Source organism: Microvirga subterranea (assembly GCF_003350535.1).
Taxonomy (GTDB): domain Bacteria; phylum Pseudomonadota; class Alphaproteobacteria; order Rhizobiales; family Beijerinckiaceae; genus Microvirga; species Microvirga subterranea.
Genome location: NZ_QQBB01000001.1, coordinates 40,279 through 65,083, shown reverse-complemented (window position 1 = coordinate 65,083; position 24,805 = coordinate 40,279). Strand labels below are relative to the sequence as shown.

General features: G+C 64.8%; 22 protein-coding genes and 1 riboswitch. Of the genes, 12 read left to right on the top strand and 10 right to left on the bottom strand.

What is annotated here, in order from left to right; all coding sequences use genetic code 11:
- Positions 1 to 22: 22 nt before the first annotated feature.
- Genes DES45_RS00250 through DES45_RS24935 form a run of 3 tightly spaced genes read left to right on the top strand, consistent with a single transcriptional unit; the run spans position 23 to position 2,231 of the window.
- Positions 23 to 970 carry an ABC transporter permease gene (locus tag DES45_RS00250; RefSeq protein WP_114767976.1) on the top strand — a complete coding sequence of 316 codons (948 nt, stop codon included), beginning with the start codon at positions 23 to 25 and terminating at the stop codon, positions 968 to 970.
- Between the two features lie 2 nt (positions 971 to 972).
- Positions 973 to 1,797, top strand: coding sequence for an ABC transporter permease (locus tag DES45_RS00245; RefSeq protein ID WP_114767975.1), 825 nt, complete (start codon positions 973 to 975; stop codon positions 1,795 to 1,797).
- Positions 1,794 to 2,231: a GNAT family N-acetyltransferase gene (locus DES45_RS24935; RefSeq protein WP_170151337.1), complete on the top strand. Its 438-nt coding sequence runs from the start codon at positions 1,794 to 1,796 to the stop codon at positions 2,229 to 2,231. The genes DES45_RS00245 and DES45_RS24935 overlap by 4 nt, the downstream gene beginning before the upstream one ends.
- Here the strand turns inward: DES45_RS24935 and DES45_RS00235 are convergent.
- Genes DES45_RS00235 through DES45_RS00215 form a run of 5 tightly spaced genes read right to left on the bottom strand, consistent with a single transcriptional unit; the run spans position 2,228 to position 7,145 of the window.
- Complete coding sequence (locus DES45_RS00235; RefSeq protein WP_114767974.1) at positions 2,228 to 3,295, bottom strand: Gfo/Idh/MocA family protein; 1,068 nt, start codon at positions 3,293 to 3,295, stop codon at positions 2,228 to 2,230. The genes DES45_RS24935 and DES45_RS00235 overlap by 4 nt on opposite strands.
- A gap of 15 nt (positions 3,296 to 3,310) precedes the next feature.
- On the bottom strand, positions 3,311 to 4,438 hold the full coding sequence (gene nagA, locus DES45_RS00230; RefSeq protein WP_114767973.1) for an N-acetylglucosamine-6-phosphate deacetylase: 1,128 nt from the start codon (positions 4,436 to 4,438) through the stop codon (positions 3,311 to 3,313).
- Positions 4,438 to 5,493: an SIS domain-containing protein gene (locus tag DES45_RS00225; RefSeq protein ID WP_245429673.1), complete on the bottom strand. Its 1,056-nt coding sequence runs from the start codon at positions 5,491 to 5,493 to the stop codon at positions 4,438 to 4,440. Before DES45_RS00225 ends, nagA begins: the two co-directional genes overlap by 1 nt.
- Positions 5,483 to 6,268, bottom strand: a complete 786-nt coding sequence (locus tag DES45_RS00220; protein ID WP_114767971.1) for a GntR family transcriptional regulator — start codon at positions 6,266 to 6,268, stop codon at positions 5,483 to 5,485. The genes DES45_RS00225 and DES45_RS00220 overlap by 11 nt, the downstream gene beginning before the upstream one ends.
- Positions 6,249 to 7,145, bottom strand: coding sequence for a glucosamine kinase nucleotide-binding domain-containing protein (locus tag DES45_RS00215; RefSeq protein WP_114767970.1), 897 nt, complete (start codon positions 7,143 to 7,145; stop codon positions 6,249 to 6,251). The genes DES45_RS00220 and DES45_RS00215 overlap by 20 nt, the downstream gene beginning before the upstream one ends.
- Before the next feature lie 451 nt (positions 7,146 to 7,596).
- Between DES45_RS00215 and DES45_RS00210 the strand changes: the two genes are divergently transcribed.
- The 4 genes from DES45_RS00210 to DES45_RS00195 all read left to right on the top strand — a co-directional run bounded on the left by DES45_RS00210 (position 7,597) and on the right by DES45_RS00195 (position 11,801).
- On the top strand, positions 7,597 to 8,808 hold the full coding sequence (locus DES45_RS00210) for an ABC transporter substrate-binding protein (RefSeq protein WP_425374253.1): 1,212 nt from the start codon (positions 7,597 to 7,599) through the stop codon (positions 8,806 to 8,808).
- Positions 8,809 to 8,872: 64 nt separating this feature from the next.
- Positions 8,873 to 9,832 carry a carbohydrate ABC transporter permease gene (locus DES45_RS00205; RefSeq protein ID WP_114767968.1) on the top strand — a complete coding sequence of 320 codons (960 nt, stop codon included), beginning with the start codon at positions 8,873 to 8,875 and terminating at the stop codon, positions 9,830 to 9,832.
- A 7-nt stretch (positions 9,833 to 9,839) separates the two neighbouring features.
- On the top strand, positions 9,840 to 10,673 hold the full coding sequence (locus DES45_RS00200; protein WP_114767967.1) for a carbohydrate ABC transporter permease: 834 nt from the start codon (positions 9,840 to 9,842) through the stop codon (positions 10,671 to 10,673).
- Between the two features lie 30 nt (positions 10,674 to 10,703).
- The gene (locus DES45_RS00195; protein ID WP_114767966.1) at positions 10,704 to 11,801 is read left to right on the top strand and encodes an ABC transporter ATP-binding protein; all 1,098 of its coding nucleotides are present in this window, start codon (positions 10,704 to 10,706) and stop codon (positions 11,799 to 11,801) included.
- 24 nt (positions 11,802 to 11,825) lie between these two features.
- On the opposite strand, the gene DES45_RS00190 is transcribed toward DES45_RS00195, so the two are convergent.
- From DES45_RS00190 to thiB, 4 genes are all read right to left on the bottom strand, one after another.
- A complete protein-coding gene (locus DES45_RS00190) occupies positions 11,826 to 12,122 on the bottom strand; it encodes a DUF2218 domain-containing protein (protein ID WP_114767965.1) in 297 nt (98 codons plus the stop codon).
- Between the two features lie 152 nt (positions 12,123 to 12,274).
- Positions 12,275 to 12,976: a thiamine ABC transporter ATP-binding protein gene (locus DES45_RS00185; RefSeq protein WP_114768777.1), complete on the bottom strand. Its 702-nt coding sequence runs from the start codon at positions 12,974 to 12,976 to the stop codon at positions 12,275 to 12,277.
- Positions 12,963 to 14,537, bottom strand: a complete 1,575-nt coding sequence (locus DES45_RS00180) for an ABC transporter permease subunit (RefSeq protein WP_114767964.1) — start codon at positions 14,535 to 14,537, stop codon at positions 12,963 to 12,965. Before DES45_RS00180 ends, DES45_RS00185 begins: the two co-directional genes overlap by 14 nt.
- Before the next feature lie 9 nt (positions 14,538 to 14,546).
- A complete protein-coding gene (gene thiB, locus DES45_RS00175; RefSeq protein WP_114768776.1) occupies positions 14,547 to 15,551 on the bottom strand; it encodes a thiamine ABC transporter substrate binding subunit in 1,005 nt (334 codons plus the stop codon).
- 68 nt (positions 15,552 to 15,619) lie between these two features.
- A riboswitch (TPP riboswitch) is annotated at positions 15,620 to 15,726 on the bottom strand.
- A 121-nt stretch (positions 15,727 to 15,847) separates the two neighbouring features.
- On the opposite strand from thiB, the gene solA reads away from it, so the two are divergent.
- Positions 15,848 to 17,032, top strand: coding sequence for an N-methyl-L-tryptophan oxidase (solA, locus tag DES45_RS00170; RefSeq protein ID WP_114767963.1), 1,185 nt, complete (start codon positions 15,848 to 15,850; stop codon positions 17,030 to 17,032).
- A gap of 80 nt (positions 17,033 to 17,112) precedes the next feature.
- The gene (locus DES45_RS00165) at positions 17,113 to 17,718 is read left to right on the top strand and encodes a cysteine hydrolase family protein (RefSeq protein WP_114767962.1); all 606 of its coding nucleotides are present in this window, start codon (positions 17,113 to 17,115) and stop codon (positions 17,716 to 17,718) included.
- Positions 17,719 to 17,721: 3 nt separating this feature from the next.
- Here the strand turns inward: DES45_RS00165 and DES45_RS00160 are convergent, their stop codons facing one another.
- Positions 17,722 to 20,073 (bottom strand): Tex family protein, encoded by a 2,352-nt coding sequence (locus DES45_RS00160; protein WP_114767961.1) that lies wholly within the window; start codon positions 20,071 to 20,073, stop codon positions 17,722 to 17,724.
- 180 nt (positions 20,074 to 20,253) lie between these two features.
- Between DES45_RS00160 and DES45_RS00155 the strand changes: the two genes are divergently transcribed.
- The 3 genes from DES45_RS00155 (at position 20,254) to DES45_RS24930 (ending at position 24,687) form a co-directional block, all read left to right on the top strand.
- Positions 20,254 to 21,567 (top strand): Hsp70 family protein, encoded by a 1,314-nt coding sequence (locus DES45_RS00155; RefSeq protein ID WP_114767960.1) that lies wholly within the window; start codon positions 20,254 to 20,256, stop codon positions 21,565 to 21,567.
- A gap of 59 nt (positions 21,568 to 21,626) precedes the next feature.
- A complete protein-coding gene (gene ppc / locus DES45_RS00150) occupies positions 21,627 to 24,443 on the top strand; it encodes a phosphoenolpyruvate carboxylase (protein WP_114768775.1) in 2,817 nt (938 codons plus the stop codon).
- Positions 24,444 to 24,513: 70 nt separating this feature from the next.
- The gene (locus DES45_RS24930; RefSeq protein WP_170151335.1) at positions 24,514 to 24,687 is read left to right on the top strand and encodes a hypothetical protein; all 174 of its coding nucleotides are present in this window, start codon (positions 24,514 to 24,516) and stop codon (positions 24,685 to 24,687) included.
- Positions 24,688 to 24,805: the final 118 nt, after the last annotated feature.

Genomic DNA, 24,805 nt, shown 5'->3' with positions numbered 1-24,805 from the left:
TCATCACAAAGCCATTGTCGAGATGAATCGCGTTCTGATTTCCAGGCTCATCGATCTGGTCGTCGTGTTGTTCGGCGTCTCGATCATCGTGTTCCTGATGATCCGCCTCATTCCGGGCGACGCCGTCGCCATCATGCTCGGGGCCAATACGGAGATCACGCCGGAGCGCATGGCGGAGCTGAACCGCCGGGTCGGACTCGATCGGCCGATTATCGAGCAATACCTGCTCTGGGCGGGGTCTGCCCTGCGCGGCGATTTCGGAACGTCGCTCTGGACCGGGCGCCCCGTCGCGACCGAGATCATGACGCATCTCTGGCCGACCCTCGAGCTCACCTTCCTGTCGCTCGTGATCGGCGCCGTGCTGGCCGTCCCGGTCGGCTGCCTGATGGCGCAGACCCGCGGGGGCGGCGCCGATGTGGCGATGCGCATTGCCGCCATTGCGGGCCTGACGATTCCCTCCTTCTGGCTCGGCATCGTGCTCATCCTGCTGCTCGCGAGCTTCGCTCCGAGCTTCGCCTCCCTCGGCTACGTGCCGTTCTCTGAGGACCCGCTCGGCAATCTCCAGCGGATGCTGCTGCCCTCCATCGCCCTGGCGCTTCCGATCCTGGCCAACCTCTCCCGCCTCGTGCGTTCGGCCATGCTCGACGCCCTGGGGCAGGACTATATCCGCACCGCCCGCGCCAAAGGCCTGAGCGAGCGCAAGGTGGTCTACAAGCACGCCCTTCGCAATGCGCTTATCCCGTTCCTCACCAGCGTCGGCATCATGACCGGCTATCTCCTCGGCGGCGCCATCGTGGTGGAGCAGGTCTTCGCCATTCCAGGCCTCGGCCGCCTCATCCTCGGAGCCATCGCGGAGCGCAACTATCCCGTCATCCAGGCCACCATCCTGGTCGTGACCGCCGGTTTCGTGCTGGTGAACTTCCTCGTCGACCTGCTCTACATCGTGGTCGATCCGCGCGTGAGGGCCTGATCATGTCGCGCCTGGCCAAGAACAAGCTCCTGACCTTCGCGCTCTTTCTCGTGGCGCTTCAACTCATCCTCGCCATCGGCGCGCCCCTGTTCGCGCCCTACGATCCGATGGCCCAGAGCGTCGCCCGGCGCCTGCGCGGCCCGACCGAGCTCAACTGGCTCGGCACCGACCAACTCGGCCGCGATGTTCTCACCCGCATTCTCTACGGGTACCGCACCTCACTCATCGCCTGCGTGCTGGCGGTCGGCATCGCGCTTCTCGCAGGCGGTGCTCTGGGACTGGTCGCCGCCTACTACCGTGGCTGGCCCGACCGGATCATCATGCGCGTCATGGACGTGCTCTTCGCGTTCCCGGTCATGCTGCTGGCGATCGGCATCATCGCGGTGCTCGGGCCCCATACCTACAGTGCGGCGGCTGCCATCGCAGTGGTCTATACGCCGATCTTCGCCCGACTCCTGCGCGGGCCGGCGCTCGTCCTGTGCGAGAGCGAGTACGTGGCGGGCGCAAAGGCCATCGGCGCATCGGATGCCCGCATCATCTTCCTGCACATCCTGCCGAACCTCGCATCGGTGATCCTGGTGCAGACGAGCCTTCTGCTCTCCGCGGCCATTCTGGTCGAAGCCTCTCTCTCCTTCCTCGGGCTAGGCACGCAGCCGCCGACGCCGTCCCTTGGGCTGATGCTGTCGGAAGGGCGCAACTTCCTCCAGCTCTCGCCCTGGAGCGCCATCTTCGCGGGATTTGCGATCCTGTTCCTGTCCTTCGGGTTCAATCTCCTGGGGGACGCCCTGCGGGACACCCTCGACCCGCGTCTGCGGGGCCAGCCGTGATCGTCCGGCAGGCCGGCGTCGAGGACATCCCGGCACTGGCGGACGTCGCCCAACGTTCCTACCGGTCGGCGTTCAAGGATCTCCTCGAGGAGGAGGTGCTGGCTAGCCGGGATGCAGCCTACTTTGCAGAGCGGTTCTCCGCGTCCTGGAAGCGTATGCTCGTCGCCTTGGCGGGAGAGGATCCCATCGGCTTCCTGCTCATGACCGACGGGCACATCGATATGCTGTTTATCGACCCGCACACGACCGGGCAGGGCGCGGGCGCGCTCCTCCTCGAAAAGGCCGAGGCGCTCGGCGCCAGGAGCCTTGAGTGCTTCCGCGGCAATCAGGGCGCCCGCCGCTTCTACGAGCGGCATGGCTGGCGCGTCGCACGCGACTACGAGCGTGAGTTCGCCGGGCGCAACCGGAGCTTCGTGTTTTACGTCAAACCTTAAAGCGAGATGACCCGCCCGGTCCGCACCGCTTCGTCGGCGGCGAGCACGATCCTCAGGGATCTCACGGCATCGCTCATGTGGTCGGAGAGGTCCAGATCCTCGTCGATGGCGCGCAGCAGGTAACGCTGCTCGCGCTCGCAGAGATCGTCATGGCTGGGTTCGTCCGAGGTGCTGATCCGCTCGTCGGACTTGGCGAAGGATCCGTCAGGATCCAGGGCTGCGTGGTGCAGCAGGATTTGGTTCGTTTTGGTATGGGCGTTGATGTCGTCCGAGCGGATGTCGCCGGCGGTCTCGGCCATGACGATGCTGACGCTGCCTTTCGGGCCGATCACGTCCTTCACGAAATAGGCCGTCTCGCTCATCATCGGCCCCCAGCCGGCCTCGTACCATCCGACCGAGCCGTCGTCGAAGGTCACGTGCAGGTGTCCGTAATTGTACATGCCTGCCGGCATGTCGTCCGTCAGCCGGGTCCCGACCCCATGCACCTGGACGGGCTTCGCCCGCGTGATCTGGCACATGACGTCGACGTAATGCACGCCGCAATCGACGATTGGCGACAGGGACTGGAGCAGGCGCTTGTGCGCCTCCCAGGCAGCGCCGCTCGATTGCTGGTTCAGGTTCATGCGAAAGACGTTCGGGGTTCCAAGCGTCTTCGCGATCTCGATGAACTTCATCCAGGAGGGATGGTGGCGAAGGATGTAGCCGACCACGAGCTTGCGCTTGGTGCGGATGGCCGTCTCGACCACGCGCTCCGCCTCCGCCACCGTGTCGGCGAGGGGCTTCTCGACGAAAACGTGAGCGCCTGCCTCCATCGCCCTGATGGCATAGGGAGCGTGCGTGTCCGACCAGGTGTTGATCGAGACCACGTCGGGCTTCGTTGCCGCCAGAGCCTCGTCGAAGTCGGTGAAGCACGCGGCCTTCTGCAATGGGGCCGGAAGCGACAGGTCGTCGATGTTGCGGGTGCAGAGGCCCACGACCTCGAACCCCTCGATGCGGGAATAGGCGAGGGCATGCGACATGCCCATGTTGCCGAGACCGACGACGAGAACCCGCTTCGCACCCATCGATAATCCTCTTCGCTATTGCCCGTCGATCCAAGTCTGCCGCACGTTCAAGTCGTCGTCGAGAAGCACGAGGCTTGCCCGATATCCCGGCACGACGCGCCCCAGCTCATGGTCGAGCCTCAGGAAGGCCGCGGGATTGAGCGAGGCCATCCGGAGCACATCCGGCAGGCCGAGACCGAGCCTGTTCACGCTGTTGCGCAGGGCGCTCGCCATGTCGAGGTCGGAGCCCGCGAGGGTTCCATCCACGGTGGTGAGCTTGCCGTCCTTCCGATAGATCGTGCGGCCGTGGAGCTCGAAGCTCTCCATAGCCGTCCCGGTCACCGACATGGCATCGGTCACCAGCATCATGCCGGCCGTGCCCTTGGCCGCGATGGCGATGCGCAGGGCCGCGTCGCTGACATGGTGGCCGTCCACGATCAGCCCACACCAGGTGCCGACGCTGTCGAGGCCTGCCCCCACGGGGCCGGGCTCGCGGCCGGCGAAGGGCGGCATGGCGTTGAAGAGGTGGGTAAAGCCACGCAGGCCGTGCCGGCAGGCTTCCATGACCGTGGCGTAGTCGCCGGCCGTGTGACCGGCGCAGACCAGCACGCCGGCGTCGGCCAACCGGTCGATAGCCTCCATCGGGTTGCGTTCCGGTGCGAGCGTCACCAAGGTTCGCCCCTCGGTGAGAGACGTCAGGATCCTGAGGTCCTCCTCCTCCATCGGGCGCATGTAGTCGGCGTTATGGACGCCCTTGCGCTCCGGACTGATGAAGGGGCCTTCCACATGGATGCCGAGCACGCCGGGGACACGGGCGGCGAGTGCCTGCCGCATAGCCTCGACAGCCTCTGCCATACGCTCGCGGGTGTCGGTGATGAAGGTCGGCAGCAGGCCCACGGTACCGTATCGGCGATGCGCTTCGGCGATCGTACGGAGGCAGTCGACGCTGCGGACGTCGTTGAAGAGCATCCCGCCGCCGCCGTTGACCTGCACGTCGATGAAGCCGGGCGCCAGTAGACCCTCAATGCGGCGGATTTCGATCCCGGAGCCGAGATCCTTCTCGAAAGGCACCGCACGGATGCGGCCGTTCTCGACGACGACCGCACGTCCTTCGAGCACATGGTTGCCGTCGAAGATGCGGGCTCCGGTCAGGGCAAAGGTCATCACACCGTCTCCGTCACCTTGCGCAGACGCGGGGGGCTGTCGGGGTTGCGCCCCCGCGCCAGGGCGATGGCGTTCACCAGCGGATAGAAGCTCTGGATCATGGCGATCGGCGCCAGATAGGGGTGGATGTTCTCCACGGAGGGCAGCATGACGCTGGCAGGCCCTTCGGCTGCTCCCGCGACCACGACCGGAACGCCCTGTTCGTTCAGCTTCGTCACGAGATCGTTGACGCCGCTCAGGGTCTCGTCCCGTTGGCTCAGGACGAGGATCGGGAAGTGATCCCCCGCCAGCGTCCAGGGGCCATGCATCAATTCCGCGGCGCTCATGGCCTCCGCATGGACGCCGGACGTTTCCTTCAGCTTCAGCGCTGCCTCCTGGGCGACCGCGAAGCCGACGCCGCGGCCCACGACGAAGAGGTTGTTTGCCTTCGACAGCATGGGCATGGCCGCCGACCAATCGGTGGCGGAGGCCTGCTCCAGAACGTCAGGCAGCGTGTCGAGCGCGTTCAGCAGTTCCTGGTCCTGCGACCAATGGGCCACGAGCTGCAGGCCGGCGGCCAGGGCGGCGATGAACGACTTCGTGGCAGCGACGCTCTTCTCCGAGCCGGCATGGAGCGGCAGCACGACTTCGCAGGTGGAGGCGAGCGGAGATGAGGTGTCGTTCACGAGGGCGACGGTCAGCGCGCCGTCCTCCCGGCCTGCATTGGCAAGGTGCAGGATGTCCGGGCTGCGGCCCGACTGCGATACGGCGAGGAACAGCGCATCGCGCATCCGCGGCCGCGCCTCATAGACGGACGTCACGGACGGTCCGACGGAGGCCGTGACGAGACCGGAATGGATCTCGAGCAGATACTTGGCGAAGGTCGCCGCATTGTCGGAGCTACCGCGGGCGCAGGTGACCGCGAAAGGCGGCGGCGAGGCGCGCAGGCGCTCGCCCAGATCCCGGCATAGGTCGGCATTGCCGGCCAGCAGGCGCGCCACAACTTGCGGGGCCTCGCGGGCCTCGCGCAGCATGGCGGTTACGGCAGAGGTGGAATTGTTCTGGTCAGGCATCATCGCTTTGGGTCCGATCGGGCTGGCTGATGGTCAGCTCGGCCACGAAGTCATAGGCGTCGCCCCGGTAATAGGACGAGGTGAATTCCACGGGTTCGCCAGCCGTTGTGAACGACCGGCGTTCGATATAGAGCGCTGGGCTCTGCGGGGGAACATGGAGCAGCGACGCCTGCTCCTCGGTGAGAAGCACCGCATGCAGCCTTTGCAGGGCGCGGCTGGGCACGACGCCCTGCTCGTGGAGCGCGGCATAGAGCGATTGCTTGACGAGCGAAGGATCCGGCAGGAAGCGGTTGGGGATCACCGCATGTTCGATGGCCATGGGGATTCCGTCGGCGAGGCGCAGCCGGTTGACCCGGCTCACGAGATCGCCGGGCGAAAGACCCAGCGCCATGAGCTCGTTCGGCGCGGCCTGGCCGACCGAACGGCTCAGCAGCACGGCCGAGGAGGGGAGGCCGCGGGCCGACATGTCGTCCGTGAAGCTCGACAGGCGTGACAGCGGCTGCTCGAGCCGGATCTGCGGCGCGATGAAGGTGCCCGATCCCCAGCGCTGGACGAGAACGCCCTTCTTCACCAAGCCGGTGATGGCCTTGCGAACCGTCACGCGGGAGATGCCGAGCTGCTTTGCGAGATCGCGCTCGCCCGGCAGCGCATCGTCCGCCTTGATGGCACCCTTGCGGACCGCCTCCTCGATCGATTGCTGCAGTTGCAGGTAGAGAGGCGTCGGATTGGCTTCGTCGAGCGGGAGCAGCGGCAGTGATTCAGAGGCCTGTGCAGTCATTCCTGCCTCCGCTTTGAGATGTCTTTGCAAGGAGAACGGCGCCGTCGATGGCATCAGCCCGGGGCGGAACGATAAGCTGCTGAAGCGGTGGCGGCAGCCAGGGGCGCAGCGGCTCCGCCAGCCCCCCGAACGTGCACAGGGCCGGAGCGCCGAGGTCGAGGAGGCGCATGGCGATCTGTGCCATCTCGTCGGCGGCATGTCGGACCAGTTCCAGACCGAGGGGGTCCCGCTGATGGGCATGCTCCAGAACCAAAGGAGCATAGCGCGCATAATCGCTCGGGCGCGCCTTCCCGACCCAGTCCACCAGAACCTCCGGATCGTTGCTGAAGTCGCCCAGCACGGCGTTCGACAAGGGGGTCGCAGGAATTCGACCGTCATAGGCCCAGATCACGCGACGCAGGAGGTCGCGCCCGATCGCGGCGCCGCTCCCTTCGTCGGAAATCTCGAAGCCCCATCCCCCGACGTAGCGGCGTTGTCCGTCAACGACGCCATAGCCGCAGGAGCCCGTGCCGACGATGAGGATCGCGCCGTCACCGCCCTCGAAAGCGCCGAGCCACGCAGTATGCGCATCCGTGTCGATGACGAAGGAGGCGAAAGGGTGCTGACGCGAGAGCAGCCGCGCGACCGCGCTTCTCTGTCCCGCTCCCGCAGCTCCCATTCCGGCGCGGACCCGGCCCAAGTCGTTCTCCTGGAGCCCGGCTTGGCTGAGTGCCTCGCGGCAGGCGGTGAGAATCGAGGTCCAGACAAGGTCCGGGTCGAGCCTGATGTTCGAAGGACCGCCGGCCCCCTCACCGAGAAGGTTTCCCTCAGCGTCGCGCAGGCGGGCCCTGCATTTGGTGCCGCCGCCATCAATGCCAAGGAAAAGGAACTCACTCATCGCCGATGTATCTTGGTGACCGGTTAAGCGTGCAAGAGCGCAGGGCGCACACCATGCCACTTAATATCCAGTTCGTGAAGAGGTACGCCGAGCAAATGCCTGTTCGGGCTCTGTACGACACCCAATCATTGAACTTTTCAGAGCAGGCTCGATGCTGGCAGGATAGGACAATGGTACTATGAAGCCGGGCCGCAAACGGCAGTTGTGTTTCTGTCGAGGCGATACCAATATGAGGTCACTTGTCCAAGGTTTTGGGAAGGAGCGATCACCGCTCCACCGAAAGCCGAGAATGCACGAAAAAGTGCACGGGACGCATGGGGAACCTTCATGAGGCGCTTGCCGGTGCCGCCATGAGCTTGGAGGAACAACGAGGATGAGATCCCACCACAACACGACTCTTCTGCGCAATGCAGGCCGTCTCGTCGCCACGGCGTCCTTGGCGGCCCTTACGATGGCCTTCGCCGGTGCAGCCTCGGCGCAGACGCTCACCATCGAGAGCTGGCGCAACGACGACGCGGATGTCTGGAACACCAAGATCATCCCGGCCTTCAACAAGAAGTATCCGAACATCAAGGTCCAGTTCAAAGCCGACCCGCCGACGGAGTACAACGCCGCCCTCAATGCGCGTCTGGCCGGCGGAACCGCCGGCGACCTCATCACCTGCCGGCCCTTCGACGCTTCCCTCGACCTGTTCAAGAAGGGGCAGCTTCTCTCCGTCAACGACGTGAAGGGGATCGAGAACTTCTCGGACGTGGCCAAGAGCGCCTGGTCCACCGACGACGGCAAGACCACGTTCTGCATGCCTATGGCGTCCGTGATCCACGGGTTCGTCTACAACAAGGAAATCTTCGACGAGCTGAAGCTGACGCCGCCCAAGACCGTGAAGGAGTTCCACGCCGCCCTCGATAAGATCAAGGCCGACGGGAAGTACACACCCATTGCCATGGGCACCGCCGACCAATGGGAGGCCGCCACCATGGGCTTCCAGAACATCGGCGTGAACTACTGGAAGGGCGAGGAGGGGCGCAAGGCGCTCATCGAAGGCAAGCAGAAGCTGACAGACCAGCCATACGTTCAGACCTTTGCGGAGCTCGCCAGCTGGGCGCCCTACATGGGCAACGGCTATCAATCCCAGAAATATCCCGACACCCAGAACCTGTTCACGCTGGGCCGCGCCGCCATCTACCCAGCCGGGTCGTGGGACGTGCCGATCTTCCGCAAGCAGGCGGACTTCGAGTTCGACGCCTTCGCGCCACCGCTGCCGGACGGGGCCAGCAAGTGCTACATCAGCGATCATACGGATATCGCGCTCGGCATCAATGCCAAGTCCAAGAACGTCGAAGCGGCCAAGACCTTCCTGTCCTGGGTCGCCTCGCCGGAATTCGCCGAGATCTACGCGAACGAGTTGCCGGGCTTCTTCCCGCTCTCGAATGCCAAGGTCGACGTGAAGGACCCGGTGGCGGCCAAGTTCGTCGGCTGGCGCAACACCTGCGAAAGCTCGATCCGCAATTCCTACCAGATCCTGTCCCGCGGGACGCCGAACTTGGAGAACGAGCTCTGGAACGTGAGCGCCCAGGTGCTCAACGGCACCATGAAGCCCGAAGAGGCGGCCAAGAAGGTCGAGGACGGGCTGGCGAGCTGGTACGAGCCGCACAAGAAGTAGCCGCGTCAGGCGGGCTGTCCGACGGCAGCCCGCCTTTTCCCGCCTCTCGCACGCCCGGATCAGCATGACGGACATCGCCGCCCCGGAGGTCCAGACGGAGAGCTTCGTCGGGCGCTCCCGCTTTCCCATCCATATCGTGGTGTTTCTGGCCCCGGCGCTCGTCATCTATACGCTCTTCTCGATCTATCCCCTCTTCGACACCATCCGCCTCAGCCTGTACGCCGGAGACGAGACGGGTGCGCGCCACTTCGTCGGCCTGGGCAATTTCTACACACTGCTTTCCGACCCGGCCTGGTCCGGCCAGTTCTGGAATGCGCTGCGTAACAACCTGATCTTCTTCGCCATTCACATGGTGGTCCAGAACGGCATCGGCCTGGGGCTTGCCATGCTGCTCAGCCTGCCGAGGCTGACGGGCGGAAGCGTCTACCGCACTCTCCTGTTCCTGCCGACCATGCTGTCGGTCGTGATCATCGGCTTCATCTGGCAACTCATGCTCAATCCGCTCTGGGGAATCGCGGAAAGCCTCCTCGCGGTCGTCGGGCTGAAGCAGTTCTTCGGACCATGGCTCGGACAGGAGTCGACTGCACTTCTGACGGTTTCCCTGATCTCGGTCTGGCAGTTCGTCGGCATTCCGATGATGCTGATCTATGCGGCCCTGATCAACATTCCGGACGATCTCCTAGATGCGGCGACTGTGGACGGGGCAGGGCCGTTCAGCGTGTTCTGGTTCGTGCGCCTCCCGCTCATCCTGCCGACCCTGGGCGTCGTGTCCATCCTGACCTTCGTGGCCAATTTCAATGCCTTCGACCTGATCTACGCCATCAAGGGAGCGCTGGCAGGGCCGAACTTCTCCACCGATATTCTCGGCACCTTCTTTTACCGAACCTTCTTCGGCTACCAGCTTCAGGTGGGCAGCCCCACGATGGGGGCGACGGTGGCGACCGCCATGCTCGTCGTCATTCTGATCGGCGTGCTCATCTATCTCTTCGGCGTGCAGCGGCGGCTGCAGCGGCACACGTTCTGAGGTGGCCATGAGTGTGAATGTCAGGCCAAGCCGCATCGCCGTCCACATCGCGCTGATCCTCTATGCGATGCTGGCCGTCGGCCCGATCGTTCTCATCCTGATCAACGCTTTCAAGACCCGACGCGCGATCTTTGCCGATCCGCTCGGCTTTCCGGATGCCCGAACCTTCACGACGATCGGCTTCGACCGGGTCTTCGCCAATTCCGATTTCGGGCTCTATTTCCTCAACAGCCTGACGGTGACGGTCGTGTCGTTGGGCCTGATCGTCCTCATCGGCGCGATGGCGGCCTGGGCCCTGACGGAGTATCGCTTCCGCGGCAACACCATCCTCAGCCTCTATCTCGCCATCGGCATCATGGTGCCGATCCGTTTGGGGAGCGTCAGCATTCTGCGCATGATGGTGGAACTCGATCTGGTCAACACCCTGACGGCCCTCATTCTCGTCTATGTGGCGCAAGGGCTGCCGCTCGCCATTCTCATCCTTGGCGAGTTCATCCAGCAGATTCCGAAGGATCTCCGTGACGCCGCACGCTGCGACGGCGTGAGCGAGTACCGAATCTTCGGCAGCATCATCCTGCCCCTAATCCGCCCCGCCATCGCGACGGTGGCCGTCTTTACCATGGTGCCGATCTGGAACGACCTCTGGTTTCCGCTGATCCTGGCTCCTGGAGGCGGGAAGCAGACGGTGACCCTGGGTGTGCAGCAGTTCATCGGCCAGTACGTCACCGACTGGAACGCCGTGCTTGCCTCGCTCACCCTGGCGATCGCGCCGGTCCTCGTCCTTTACCTTCTCTTCTCACGCTACCTCGTCCGCGGCCTCACGGCCGGTGCGGTCAAGTGAGGCGTGCGTTCACTCACGGATCGGACATTCATGGCTGAGGTCTCACTCCACGGCATCGCGAAATCCTTCGGCGCGACGGAGATCCTGCGCGACATCGATCTGAGCGTCGAGGACGGCGAGTTCGTGGTCTTCGTCGGCCCGTCGGGCTGCGGCAAGTCCACCCTCCTGCGCATCATCGCCGGGCTCGAAACCGTGAGCGCCGGAGAGATCAGGATCGGCGGGCGCCGGGTCAACGAGATGCAGCCGGCCGAGCGAAAGATCGCCATGGTGTTCCAATCTTATGCGCTCTATCCGCACATGTCGGTCTACAAGAACATGGCTTTCGGCCTGAAGTTCGCGAAGACGAACAAGGCGGAGGTGGATCGCCGCGTCCGCCAAGCAGCCGATGCCCTGAAGCTGTCGGCGCTTCTCGACCGCAAGCCGCGGGAATTATCCGGCGGCCAGCGTCAGCGGGTGGCGATCGGCCGCGCCATCGTGCGGGAGCCCAGCGTCTTCCTGTTCGACGAGCCGCTGTCGAACCTGGATGCAGCCCTGAGGGTCAATACGCGGCTGGAGATCGCAAAGCTCCATCGCGATCTCGGCGCGACGATGATCTATGTGACGCACGACCAGGTCGAGGCCATGACGCTCGCGTCCAAGATCGTCGTGCTCAACCAAGGTCGGATCGAGCAGGTCGGAGCCCCGCTCGAACTCTATCGTCGCCCACGCAATCTCTTCGTCGCCGGCTTCATCGGCTCGCCCCGCATGAACTTCATCAAGGGCCAGGTCCGTTCAGCGACGGAGAAGGACGCGGTCATTGCCTTCGCCGGCTCCGAAGCCGTGATCGAGGGAGATCCCGGCCGGCTGAAGAGCGGAGACGACGTGACGATCGGGTTCCGGCCCGAGCACATGGCGAGTGCGGGACCGGGCGCAACGGTCCTTGAGGGGCGCGTGGATGCCGTCGAGCATCTCGGCGAGGCGAGCCTCGTCTACATGACGCTTCCGACCGGCGAGGACCTGATCGTCCGCGCCTCCGGCGAGGACCCCGTGAAGTCAGGGGACCGCTTCGCCGCCCATGTGCCGGTTTCCGCACTCCACGTCTTCGACGAGGCAGGCCAGTCCGTCAGAATACGAAACGAGGGGCTTTGAGCCCGCCAGGGCGCAACGCGGCAGTCAGTCCGATTTGCGGATCCAGTTGATCGTCGGCTTTTCCCGCCACATCGAGCGCTTGAGATAGCTGCTCACGATGTGCTGGACGCGGGCCAGGGAGTTCTCGTCCTCGGCCTCGACGACCAGCATGAGCGCACGGCGGCCCGTCTGCAGCTTGCACTGTCCGAAGCCGAACTCGGCGCGACCCTCTCGGCCCGAATAGGTTGCCGTGACCTCTCGCGACAGGTGCTGACAGAGCTGAGCCAAGTAGCGATCCGGCACCAGTGTGCCAACGCTTGCTTCCGACCTCAGTGCGGCCATGGATCCTGTTCCTGCAAGTTCTCACGTCACCGGATCTGGTTGCCAGATCCAGGATCCGGACCATGCCTCAGGAGTGCCATGTAACTCAACTGCTAGGCTGATCACCTTTCGGATAACACCACATCCGGCCGTATCGGCTCAAGGAGCCCCTTTTAGGTCCCGGGGAGCAATCCTGCCATGTCCTCCGCAAGCCCGCGTTCCAGGACTTCGGCAGGGGGACCGGACGCCGCGACCCTGCCGTTCGCCACGAAGACCATCTGGTCCGCCAAATCCGCGACATCCTCGGGCGTGTGGATCGACATCACGATGGTGACGTGCCGCTTGCGCCGCAGCTCGTCAACGAGCCGGATCATGCTTCTGCGCAGATTGGAATCGAGGCTGCTGAACGGTTCGTCCAGAAGGATCAGCGGACGACCCGATACAAGCGCGCGGGCAAGGGCGACCCGCTGTCGCTGGCCGCCGGACATCTCGCCGGGCTTGCGTTGGTCGAACCCTTCCAGCCCGACCGCCTCCAGGGTCTCGGACACGAGCGCGCGCTCTTCCGCGCTCAGGCGCAAGGACGGGCGCAACCCAAGGGCGACGTTCTCGGCCGCGGTGAGATGCGGGAAGAGGTTGTGGTCCTGGAACACGATGGCGATGGGCCGCTTTGCCGGTGCAAGCGGCAGCAGATCGCGACCGTCGAAGCTCAACCGCCCGCTTTGCGGATGTTCGAAGCCGGCGATCATGTGGAGAAGGGTGGTCTTCCCTCCACCCGATGGGCCGACGACCGCGCAGAGTGCGCCGCTTCGCACGCTCAGCGAATAATCGGCCTCGAAATCCGGCCAGGACAGGCGGCAGTTCTCAATCACCAGCATGGGACAGTCGACCGGAAAGATGGGCCAGGACAAAGGCGGCGAGGACGATCAGGAGCCCGATGGATGCTGCCTCCTCGAGCCGGTAGGCGCCAAGGCGCTCGTAGAGGAGGTATGGCAAGGTCCGTAGCTCGGGGCCCCCGAACAGTGCGATGATGCCGAAATCTCCGAACGACAGCGCCATTGCGAGGGCGAAGCCGCTTGCGAGAGGGCGCTTCAGCAGGGGCCAGTCCATGATGGTCAGCTTCGACAGGCCCGTCATGCCGAGAGAGGCAGCGACACGACCATACCGCTCTTCCGCGGTCATGAGTTTGGGCGCGATCGCGCGATAGACGAATGGAACCGCGGCGAGGCTGTTGATCAGCGGCAGCAGGATCAGCCCGGCGGCCGCAGGATCGACGATATGGCGGATCAGGAGGAACAGGCCTGCCGTCAGCGCGAAAGGCGGTATCGCCAGCAGGGTGTTCGGCAGGAAATCATAGAGGGCTGCAAGGCGAGGCGTACGCTCGACAAGTCGCTGCCGCCGCGCGGCGCTTCCGAGTGCCAAGGCCATGAGGCAGGCCAGAATGGCGGCTGCGGTCGAGATCGCGAGGCTCGTCGCGGCCGCCTGCAGGAGGTCGGCATCCACGACGTCGAGGAGATGCGTGACGCCGCTCAGGACACTGAAGGCCAGGGGCACGAGGAACAGGGCGCCGGCTGCGAGGATGAGCCAATCCAGCACCTTGAGGCGACCGATGGCGGCATCCGGGCGCTCGACATGGGAGCGGGTGGTATGAGCTGCAGGCGGCCTCGTGACGATCCAGTTGAGCAGCCCCGTCAGCGACAGGCAGATCACAAGCTGGATCAGAGCAAGCCATGCGGCGCGGCCGAAATCGAGATCGATCTTGAGAGCTTCGTAGATCGCGACTTCCAGTGTTGCCCTCGCGGGCCCGCCGCCGAGGGCAAGAACGACCGCGAAGCTCTTGAAGCACAGGAGGAACACGAGGCCTGCGATGCCCGGCAGTTCGGTGCGCAGCACCGGCCAATCGAGATGGCGAAAGATCTGCCCGGGCGTGAAGCCCAATGCCGTCGCGAGTCGCCATTGTTCGGCCGGAACGAGGCTCAGGCCATCGAGAGTGATCCGCGCCACGTAAGGTGCATTGAGGAAGACGTGGGCGATCAGGATCCCGGGATATCCGAAGATCGTGAGATCCCCGCTCACGCCAAGGAACTGGAGTGCACCCGCGAGCCAACCGCTTCTGCCGTAGACGGCCAGCACCGCAAAGACCGCCACGATGGTGGGGATCACCATCGTGGTGCTCAAAGCCGCCAGAACGGCGTCGCGTCCCGGAAAACGACGGCGCGCCAAGGCCAGCGCCAGAGCGATGCCGAGTCCGACGGACAGAAGTGTCGACAGGCTCGCCTGGATGACCGAGAAGGCGAGAACGCGCGTGAGGTAGGGGCCGATGGAGAGAAGCGCTGGGCTGCCCCCGTCGATCGTGGCAAGTGCGATGAACCCGCCGGTCACCAGCGCTAAAATGGCAAGAGCCACGAGGCTTCCGGGATGGGGCAGGCTCAGTCGCATGGTGTCGGTTCAGCGCGCCGTCGCGTTGAGCCAGGCGTCCGTGAAGGCGCGGCGGTTCTGCTGCACCTCCTCCGGCGTGAACAGAAGCGCCTTGGTCGGCTTCACGAGACCTTCGAAGGCTGCCGGCAGTCCGGCCTGCGGCGTCTTCGCCGGCATCATCCAGTTGCCCTCCGGCATGGCGGACTGGAACGGCTCGCTGAGTACGAACTCCATGAACTTCCTCGCCAGCTCAGGCTGCTTCGTCGTGCGGGTCATTCCAGCGAGCTCCACATGGAGATAATGACCTTCGGAGAAGGCGGCGGCTTTGTAGTTGTCCTTCTTCTCCGCCACGATGTGATAGGCCGGCGACGTGGTGTAGGACATGACCATGTCCGCTTCGCCCTTCATGAAGAGCCCGTAGGCTTCCGACCAGCCTTTGGTGAAGGTCACGATTCGGGGCTTGAGCTTGGTCCAGGCCTCATCGGCTTTGTCGCCGTAGACCTGACGCATCCAGAGCAGGAAACCGAGGCCCGGTGCGCTTGTGCGCGGATCCTGCAGCACGACCTTGGGGCCGTTCGGGTTCTCGACCAGCTCCTTGAGGCTCTTCGGAGGATCGGAGAGCTTGTTAGCGTCGTACACGAAGGCGAGATAGCCCCAATCGAACGGGATGAAGGTCTCGTCCGACCACTGGATCGGAAGCGACAGGTCTTTCACGTCCGCACCATGCTGCGCAAAGAGACCCAGTGCCTTTGCCTCGGCTGCGAGGTTCATGTCGAGCCCGACGACTGCGTCGGCCTTGGTGCTGTCGCCTTCGAGGCGCAGGCGTCCGACCATGCTGCCGGCGTCCTCGGACGTCACCCATGCCAGCTCGCAGCCGCAGACGGCTTCGAAGCGCTCCTTGACGGTCTTGCCCGGGCCGTATTTTCCGGCGAAGGAGCTGTAGGTGTAGACGGTCAGGGTCGGCTTCGACTGGGCGTGAGCCAGACCCGTCGCGAGGCCAAGCGAGAGAACGGAGAGAATAAGGCGGCGTAACATCAGGGGCGCTCCCATGCGTGAGGCAAGCCGGATCGGCGGCGCAATTCGCACGGGGCGCAGATTGTTCTGCGAAATCGCATGCTCATTCCCTCCGCCGGCATGACCCGGATCAGGTTCGACGGGTCGGCGGCCCGGCCGCCTCTCAGCCCTGAGAAAGGCTCCCCGTGAGACATTTCGCTTCTAGACGACTTTACGACCTTGAACAAGCGTAGCCGGACGCATGGCGCTTCGGGCTCCTGGCCCATTGTCGAACCCCTGTCTTTCTGGTCCGATGGCCCCGACTTTACGGAGGCTTCATGGCAGGTTCGCCCTCTTCCTACGATGTCGCGGTCATCGGCCTTGGGGCCATGGGATCGGCGGCGCTCCATCAGCTCGCCAAGAGAGGCGTGAAGGCGATCGGCATCGACCGCTTCGCGCCGCCGCACGACCAGGGCTCGACTCACGGAGAGACGCGCATCACCCGCCAGGCGATCGGTGAGGGCGAGGTCTATGTCCCGCTCGCCCTGCGCTCCCACGAGATCTGGCGCGAGGTGGAGGCCCAGACCGGCGAGCATCTGCTGACGCAGAACGGCTGCCTCATCATCGGCTCCGAGGAGCGGCGGGCCGAGGGCAATGTCCGGATCGACTTCATGGGACGGACCCTCCGGGCCGCAAGACAGTACGATATTCCGCATGAGGTCTTGGATGCGGCGGAGGTCCGGCGGCGATTCCCGCAGTTCCAGGCCCACGATGGCGAGGTGGGATATCTCGAGCCGGGTGGGGGATATCTGAACCCGGAGCGCTGCGTGGCGGCCCAGCTCACCCTGGCCCGGAATCTCGGAGCCTCCCTCCTCCTCGACACGATCGTGCGGTCGGTCAGCCAGAAAGGGGATGGCGTACGGATCGTGACCGACCATGACGAGATCGTGGCCGGGCAGGCGATCGTCTCCGCCGGCCCCTGGGCTCCCGCCCTGCTGGGCGCTCCGTTCGACCGGCTTCTCACCCCGACCCGGCAGGTCATGCACTGGTTTCCGGTCGAGCCGGAGGCTGCGCAGCTCTGGGCCGAGAGCCCCGTCTTCATCTGGTCGCACGGCACCGGTCCGAACGATTTCTTCTACGGTTTTCCCTCGCTGCCGGGAAGCGGCACCGTCAAGACGGCCGGCGAGCAGTATAACGAGGCGACGGATCCGGACCGGATCGAACGCAGGATCGCTCCCGACGAGGCCGGGCTCATGCGCAAGAAGCATCTCGATGGTCGCCTTGCGGGCCTGCTGCCGGAGGGTGCCCGGGCCGTGACCTGCCTCTATACCGTCACTCCGGATTCGAACTTCCTGATCGACCGCCATCCCGATCAAGACCGTGTCCTGGTGGTCTCCCCCTGCTCCGGTCATGGATTCAAGCATTCGGCCGCGATCGGAGAGGCGGCGGCCCAGATCATGGTCGATGGCCGCAGTGCTATCGATATGGCTCCCTTTTCTTTGTCGCGATTTCAAGAGGGATGAGGATGTAGCGCGTCGAATGATCGGCGGCGTGGAACGGCCCTGGCTCATGTCCGTTCTTCAATCCGCATCGGGAAGATCTCATGTCCGGACTCCAGAACGGCCCCTTGAATGACCGAACGGTTCATCTCTGCATCGACATGCAGCGGATCTTCTCGACGGAAGGCCCCTGGCCGACGCCCTGGATGGAGCGGGTTCTGCCGACGGTGGTGCGCATCGTCGAGCGCTTCCCGGAGCGCACCGTGTTCACCCGGTTCATCACGCCGGAACGTCCGGAGGACATGCCCGGCACCTGGCGTCAGTATTATGAGCGCTGGCGCCAGACGACGCGCGAATACCTCGATCCGCGCATGCTGGATCTGATGCCGCCGCTCGGGCAGTTCGTCCCGCCCGCAACCGTGATCGACAAGCCTGTCTACTCGGCCTTTGCCGGGCACAAGCTCGCCGACTTCCTACGGGAGCGCGGCGCCGACACGCTGGTGGTGACGGGCTCGGAAACCGACGTCTGCGTGCTCGCCACGGTCCTGGGGGCGGTGGATCACGGTTACCGCGTGGTGATCGCGGCCGATGGCCTGTGCAGCTCGTCGGACGAGGGGCATGACTCGCTCCTCGCCCTTTACAGCAAGCGGTTCAGCCAACAGATCGAGACCGCGGATACCGAGACGATCCTGTCCGCTTGGGAGAGATAGCGCCTATCGGCGCGGGCTCTTGTCCTTCGCGCCGTTCAGTCCGGCCCGGCGCAGAGCATCTGCCAGCGCGCCGCCGGTGGAGGCCTGATGGCCTTGTGCGGGGGGCTTCCGGTCGCCGTTCTGCGGACGGGGCTTCTGGAACGAGCCGTGATTGTCGTCACGCCCGCCGCCCTTCCTTTCGACCGGATCGCTCATGCGCATCGTCAGCGAGATGCGCTTGCGAGCCTTGTCGACCTCGAGGACCTTCACCCGCACGATGTCGCCCGGCTTCACCACGGAGCGCGGGTCCTTCACGAAGGTGTCCGACAGGGCGGAGATGTGCACGAGGCCGTCCTGGTGGACGCCCACATCCACGAAAGCCCCGAAGGCGGCGACGTTCGTCACCACCCCTTCCAGCATCATGCCGGGCTTCAGGTCATCGATCTTCTCGACGCCCTCCATGAAAGTGGCGGTCTTGAATTCGGGGCGAGGGTCGCGGCCGGGCTTCTCCAACTCGCTCAGGATATCCTTCACGGTCGGCACGCCGAATTTCTCGTCCGTGAAGCTCTCGGGACTCAGCTTCTTGAGAACGCCGCCGTTGCCGATCAGCACCTTGATGTCGCTCTTGGTGGCCTCGATGATGCGGCGCACGACGGGGTAGGCTTCCGGGTGCACGCCTGAGGCGTCCAGCGGATCGTCGCCGTTCGGAATGCGCAGGAAGCCGGCGGCCTGCTCGAAGGTCTTGGGTCCGAGGCCCGACACCTTCGTCAGCGCCTTGCGGGTCTTGAAGGGGCCGTTGGCGTCACGATGCGCGACGATGTTCTGAGCGACCCATTCTCCGAGGCCCGACACGCGGGCGAGCAGCGGGGCCGAGGCGGTGTTGAGATCGACGCCGACCGCGTTCACGCAGTCCTCGACCACCGCATCGAGGGAGCGCGAGAGCTTGTACTCGGCAAGATCGTGCTGGTACTGACCGACGCCGATCGATTTCGGGTCGATCTTCACGAGTTCCGCCAGCGGGTCCTGCAGCCGCCTTGCGATCGACACGGCACCGCGCAGCGACACGTCGAGATCGGGCAGTTCCTGGCTCGCATAGGCCGAGGCCGAGTAGACGGACGCACCGGCCTCCGACACCATGATCTTGGTCAGCTTCAGGTCGGGGTGCCTCGACACCAGTTCGCCAGCGAGCTTGTCGGTCTCGCGCGACGCCGTGCCGTTGCCGATAGCGACGAGCTCGACCTTGTGCAGGCGGCACAGCCTCGCGAGGCTCGCAATGGATTCGTCCCATTGGCGCTTCGGCTCGTGCGGGTAGATGGTGTCCGTCGCCACGACCTTGCCGGTGGCGTCCACCACCGCAACCTTGACGCCGGTGCGATAGCCAGGATCGAGACCGAGGGTCGGGCGGGTGCCGGCGGGCGCGGCGAGCAGCAGGTCGCGCAGGTTGCCGGCGAAGACCTTCACGGCCTCGTCCTCGGCCGCCTGCCACAGGCGCATCTTCATGTCGAGCTCGATGGAGAACCGCAGCTTCGTGCGCCATGCCCAGCGTACGGTCTCCATGAGCCAGCGATCGCCAGGGCGGCCTTTGTCCTCGATGCCGAACGTCAGGGCGGTCCGGCCTTCATAAAGGCTCACATAATTCGGTTCGCCGCTGGCCGGATCCTCCTCCATGCGCAGATCGAGGATCTCCTCCTTCTCGCCGCGGAAGAGCGCCAGGATGCGGTGGGACGGCAGCTTGGTGAGCGGCTCGGAAAAATCGAAGTAGTCGGCGAACTTCGCCCCTTCCGTCTTCTTGCCGTCGCGTACACTGGAGGTGAGGCGACCACGCTGCCAGTAGGTCTCTCGGAGGGCGCCGAGGAGTTCCGCGTTCTCGGCAAAGCGCTCGACCAGGATGGCGCGTGCACCTTCCAATGCCGCCTCGGGGGTCGCGACGTCCTTGTCCGTGTTCACGAAGGCTGCCGCTGTCTCCTTAGGATCGCGACTCGGCTCGCCGAGCAGCAGATCTGCGAGAGGCTCGAGTCCGGCTTCCTTGGCGATCTGCGCCTTGGTGCGCCGCTTGGGCTTGTAGGGCAAGTACAAGTCTTCGAGGCGCGCCTTTGTGTCGGCCGTGTTGATCTGCTGCGCCAGCTCCTCGGTCAGCTTGTCCTGTTCGCGGATGCTGTCGAGAATCGTCTTCCGGCGGTCCTCAAGCTCGCGGAGATAGCGCAGGCGCTCCTCCAAGGTGCGTAGCTGAGCGTCGTCCAGCGTTCCGGTCACTTCCTTGCGGTAGCGGGCGATGAAGGGCACCGTCGCCCCGCCGTCGAGCAGGTCTACGGCGGCTTTGACCTGCCATTCCTGAACATTGAGTTCGTTCGCGATGCGCTGGCCGATGGATAGCATGACAATCTCCGACTGAGCCGAGGCGCGGCTTCTACGGTGCCGGACATCCCCTGGTCAACCGGGGTCAAGCTGCCGCAGGGGAAGGCGCTCAGGGCTGAATTTTCCTGAAATTTCTCTTGGCTCAGGGCCTTTCGGCAGATAGACCGTCCGGCCCCGCGCCCCCCATCCCCAGAGACTGCCATGCCCGTCGCCCCCCAGGACCTTTCCATCGGTATCGATTTCGGCACCAGCAACACCGTGGTTGCGCTCGCCGACTCGCAGGGGCGCGTCGAGGCCCTGACGTTCTATCACCGGGGCGGCAGTCTCAAGGTCTATGTGACGGCCCTTTGCTTCTGGGACGAGCGGCATGGCAACGGCTTACGGACAGAGGTGGAAGGCGGCCCTTGGGCGATCGACCAGTTCCTCGAAGGGCTGACGGCGCATCGCTTCATCCAGTCCTTCAAGACCTTCGCGGCGAGCCAGTCCTTCCAGGAAACACGCATCTTCCGCGAGCGCTACCGCTTCGAGGACCTTCTGAGCACGTTCCTACGCACGCTCAAGCGCCACGGAGGCGAGCGGTTCGATCTCTCTGCCCGGAACGTGGTGATCGGCCGACCGGTGCAGTTCGCCGGGAGCCACCCGGATGACGATCTCGCCATGAACCGGTATCGCGCCGCCTTCGGCAAGCTGGGGGCCGATCATGCCCGCTACGTCTACGAACCGGTCGGGGCAGCGTTCTTCTATGCCCAGCAGCTGAACCATGACGCGACGGTTCTCGTGGCCGATTTCGGCGGCGGCACCAGCGACTTCTCGGTCATGCGGTTTTCGCGCGCCAGCGGTGCCCTTCGGGCCGAGCCCCTGGGCCATGCCGGAATCGGGATTGCAGGCGACGCCTTCGATTACCGCATCGTCGATCAGGTCGTGTCGCCGCGTCTGGGCAAGGGCGGAAGCTACCGGTCCATGGGCAAGATCCTGTCGATTCCGAACCACTACTACGCCAATTTCGCGCGCTGGAACCATCTCGCCATGATGAAGGGCAGCGGCGACCTGAAGGAACTGCGGGAGCTGGCCCGCGCGGCCCTCGATCCGGAGCCGCTGGAGAAATTCATCGACATCGTCGAGTACGACCTGGGCTTCGCCCTCTACCGTGCCGTCTCGTCGGCGAAGGTGGCATTGTCGTCTCATGACGAGACCGAGTTCCGCTTCTCCGGAGAGGGCGTCGACATTCAGGCGATGATCAGGCGCCGTGATTTCGAGCAATGGATTGCCGAGGACGTCAATCGCATCGCCGATACCGTCGATAAGGCGCTGACGGATGCCGGTGTGGAGGCGGGGGAGATCGAAAGGGTCTTCCTGACAGGTGGGACCTCCTTCGTTCCGGCGATCCGGCGCCTCTTCGTCGAGCGCTTCGGCGAGGAGCGCCTGACCTCGGCCGACCAGTTCGAATCGATTGCCTATGGGCTTGCGCTCATCGGCCAGACGGCGGATCCAGCTCGCTGGGCGGTGGCGGCCTGACCTCCAAGGGGGATGACCCTTGCGGCGCGTCCCACAACGGAGTTTATTTGCGGTGCAACATGAATGCGCCAGCGAGGGTCTCCGCCGTGTCCCTGATCAATCCCGAGGCCACCCCGAGCAAGGATCTGCCCCTTCGTGATGACATCCGGCTTCTCGGCCGGCTCCTGGGGGATACGATCCGTGAGCAGGAGGGCGAGGCCGTCTACGAAATCGTCGAGCGCATTCGCCAGAGCTCGATCCGCTTCCACCGGGACGAGGATGAGACGGCGCGGCGGGATCTCGAGACGACCCTGAACAGCCTGTCCCGAGGGCGGACGAACCAGATCATCCGCGCCTACAGCTATTTCTCTCATCTGGCGAACCTAGCCGAAGACCAGCATCATGTCCGCCGGTCGAGAGCTCACGCCATGGCAGGCGCCCACGCGGCCGTCGCTCCCGCGCCCCGGGAGGGCACGATCGGTCGGGCGCTGAAGCTCCTGCGCGAGGCCGGCATCACCCAGGCCGATCTTCAGGCACTCTTTGCCAAGGCGCTGGTCTGCCCGGTCCTGACCGCGCATCCGACCGAGGTCCGCCGCAAGAGCACCATCGACCGAGAGATGGAGATCGCGCAGCTCCTGGCCCAGCGCGACAGGCAGCATCTCACGCCTGAGGAGAAGGCCTCGACGGAGGAGGCCCTGCGTCGGGCCATCCTGACCCTTTGGCAGACGAGCATTCTGCGGCGCACCCGTCTGAAGGTCATCGACGAGGTCGTGAACGGCCTCTCCTATTACGACTACACCTTCTTCAGGGAGCTGCCGCGGGTCTATGCCTCCCTGGAGGACCAACTTGCGGCCATCGATCCCGCGTGGGGCAATATGGAGCTTCCTGCCTTCCTGCGCATGGGGAGCTGGATCGGGGGTGATAGGGACGGGAACCCCTTCGTGACGGCGGATGCGCTCCGGCAGGCGCTTCAGCTGCAGAGCAAGCACGCGCTCGGCTTTTACCTCGAAGAGCTGCATTGCCTCGGAGGCGAGCTGTCCTTGGACGGGCGGTTCGTGAATGTGTCCGAGCAGGTGCAGGAGCTGGCGGAGGCCTCTCCCGACCGCTCGCCCCACAGGCAGGACGAGCCTTATCGCCGAGCGATCTCCGGCATGTATGCACGCCTGGCCGCAACGGCTCAGGCTCTCGGCCACTTCGATGTGGTTCGTCATCCCGTCGTGGGCGAGGCGCCGGTCTATACGGATGCCGAGGAGTTTGCCGGCGACCTGATGACGCTCCACGTGTCGCTGGTGTCCAACGGCTCCGCCGCCCTCTCGCGAGGGCGTCTTCGCAAGCTTCGCCGAAACGTCAGCGTGTTTGGGTTCCATCTCGCGAGCCTCGACCTGCGCCAGAATTCCGACGTGCACGAGCGGGTCGTTGCCGAGCTTTTCGAGAAAGCCAATCCTGGCACCGGCTATAAGGAGCTCTCGGAGGAAGGCCGCGTCGCCCTGCTGTTGGAGGAACTCCGCAGCCCGCGGCCGCTGACCTCGCCCTTCCTGGACTACTCCGCCGAGACGGCCTCGGAACTCGCCATCGTCCATGAGGCCGCTCAGGCCCACAGACGCTATGGCCAAGCCTCCGTTCCGAACTACGTCATCTCCAAGGCCGGGGACCCCTCGGACGTCCTCGAGGTGGCGCTTCTCCTGAAGGAAGCCGGTCTGCTCCGGCCGCGGGAAGGGGAGATGCACGTCAACATCGTCCCGCTCTTCGAGACCATCGCGGATCTGCGACAGTGCAGCAAGGTCATGGATGCGCTCTTCGGCCTGCCTGACTACATGCGTCTCCTGCGCAGCCGCGGACAGGCGCAGGAGGTGATGCTGGGCTATTCCGACAGCAACAAGGACGGCGGATTTCTCACCTCCGGCTGGGAGCTTTACAAGGCCGAGATCGAGCTGATCGAGGTGTTCAAGCGTCACGACGTGGGTCTGCGCCTCTTCCACGGCCGCGGCGGCTCCGTGGGGCGTGGCGGCGGACCGAGCTATCAGGCGATCCTCGCCCAGCCGGGCGGGGCCGTTCAGGGCGCAATCCGCATTACGGAGCAGGGAGAGGTCATTGCCGGAAAGTACTCGAACCCGGATCTCGGGCGGCGCAACCTCGAGATCCTGGCTGCGGCGACCCTTGAGGCATCGCTCCTGCATTCGGGGCAGTCCGCGCCGCGGGACGAGTATCTGCAGGCCATGGAGGAGCTGTCGGACGGCGCCTTTCGTGCCTATCGCGGCCTCGTCTACGAGACGGAGGGGTTCGAACGCTATTTCTGGGAATCCACGGTCATCGGCGAAATCGCCAACCTGAATATCGGCAGCCGGCCGGCCTCCCGGACGAATTCCCGGCGCATCGAGGACCTGCGTGCAATCCCATGGGTGTTCGGCTGGGCCCAATGCCGGCTGATGCTGCCGGGCTGGTATGGCTTCGGCTCCGCCGTGAACGCGTGGCTGAGGGACCACCCCGACAGCGGACTCGCCCTGCTGCAGGAGATGTACCGGGAATGGCCTTTCTTCCAGGCGCTACTTTCGAACATGGACATGGTGCTCGCCAAGAGCAACATCGCCATTGCGTCCCGCTACGCAAGGCTCGTCGAGGACAAGGACCTGCGCGACGCCATCTTCCCGCGCATCCGGCAGGAATGGGAGGATTCGATCGCAAAGCTCCTGGCGATCACGGGGCAGCAGGCGCTGCTCGACGGCAACCCGCTCCTGGCACGATCCATCCGCAACCGCTTTCCATACCTAGATCCGCTCAACCACCTGCAGATCGAGCTGCTGAAGCGGCACCGGGCCGGCGACGCGGACGAGCGCGTCGTGGAGGGGATCCATCTGTCCATCAACGGCATTGCGGCCGGCCTGCGCAACAGCGGCTAAAAGGCCGCAGCCGGAACCCGCTCCTGCCGTGCCGGTTGAAAACCGAAGACTGGAACCGAAGGAGAGAACCATGTCGCGCGGTGACAAATCGGCTTATACGGACAAGCAGAAGCGCAAGGCCGAGCATATCGAGGAATCGTACGAAAGCCGCGGCCTCTCGGAAAAGGAAGCCGAACGACGCGCCTGGGCGACCGTCAACAAGCAGGACGGCGGCGGCAAAAAGGGCGGTTCGGGGCACAAGTAGGCTGGCCTATATCCTTCAGCCGCGGTGAGCCCCTCATTGCGGCTAACTGGCTTTGGCCGTCACAATCCCGTGACAGGTGTCCAATCCTTCGGAAAGGAACCTGTCACCCATCCCCCCG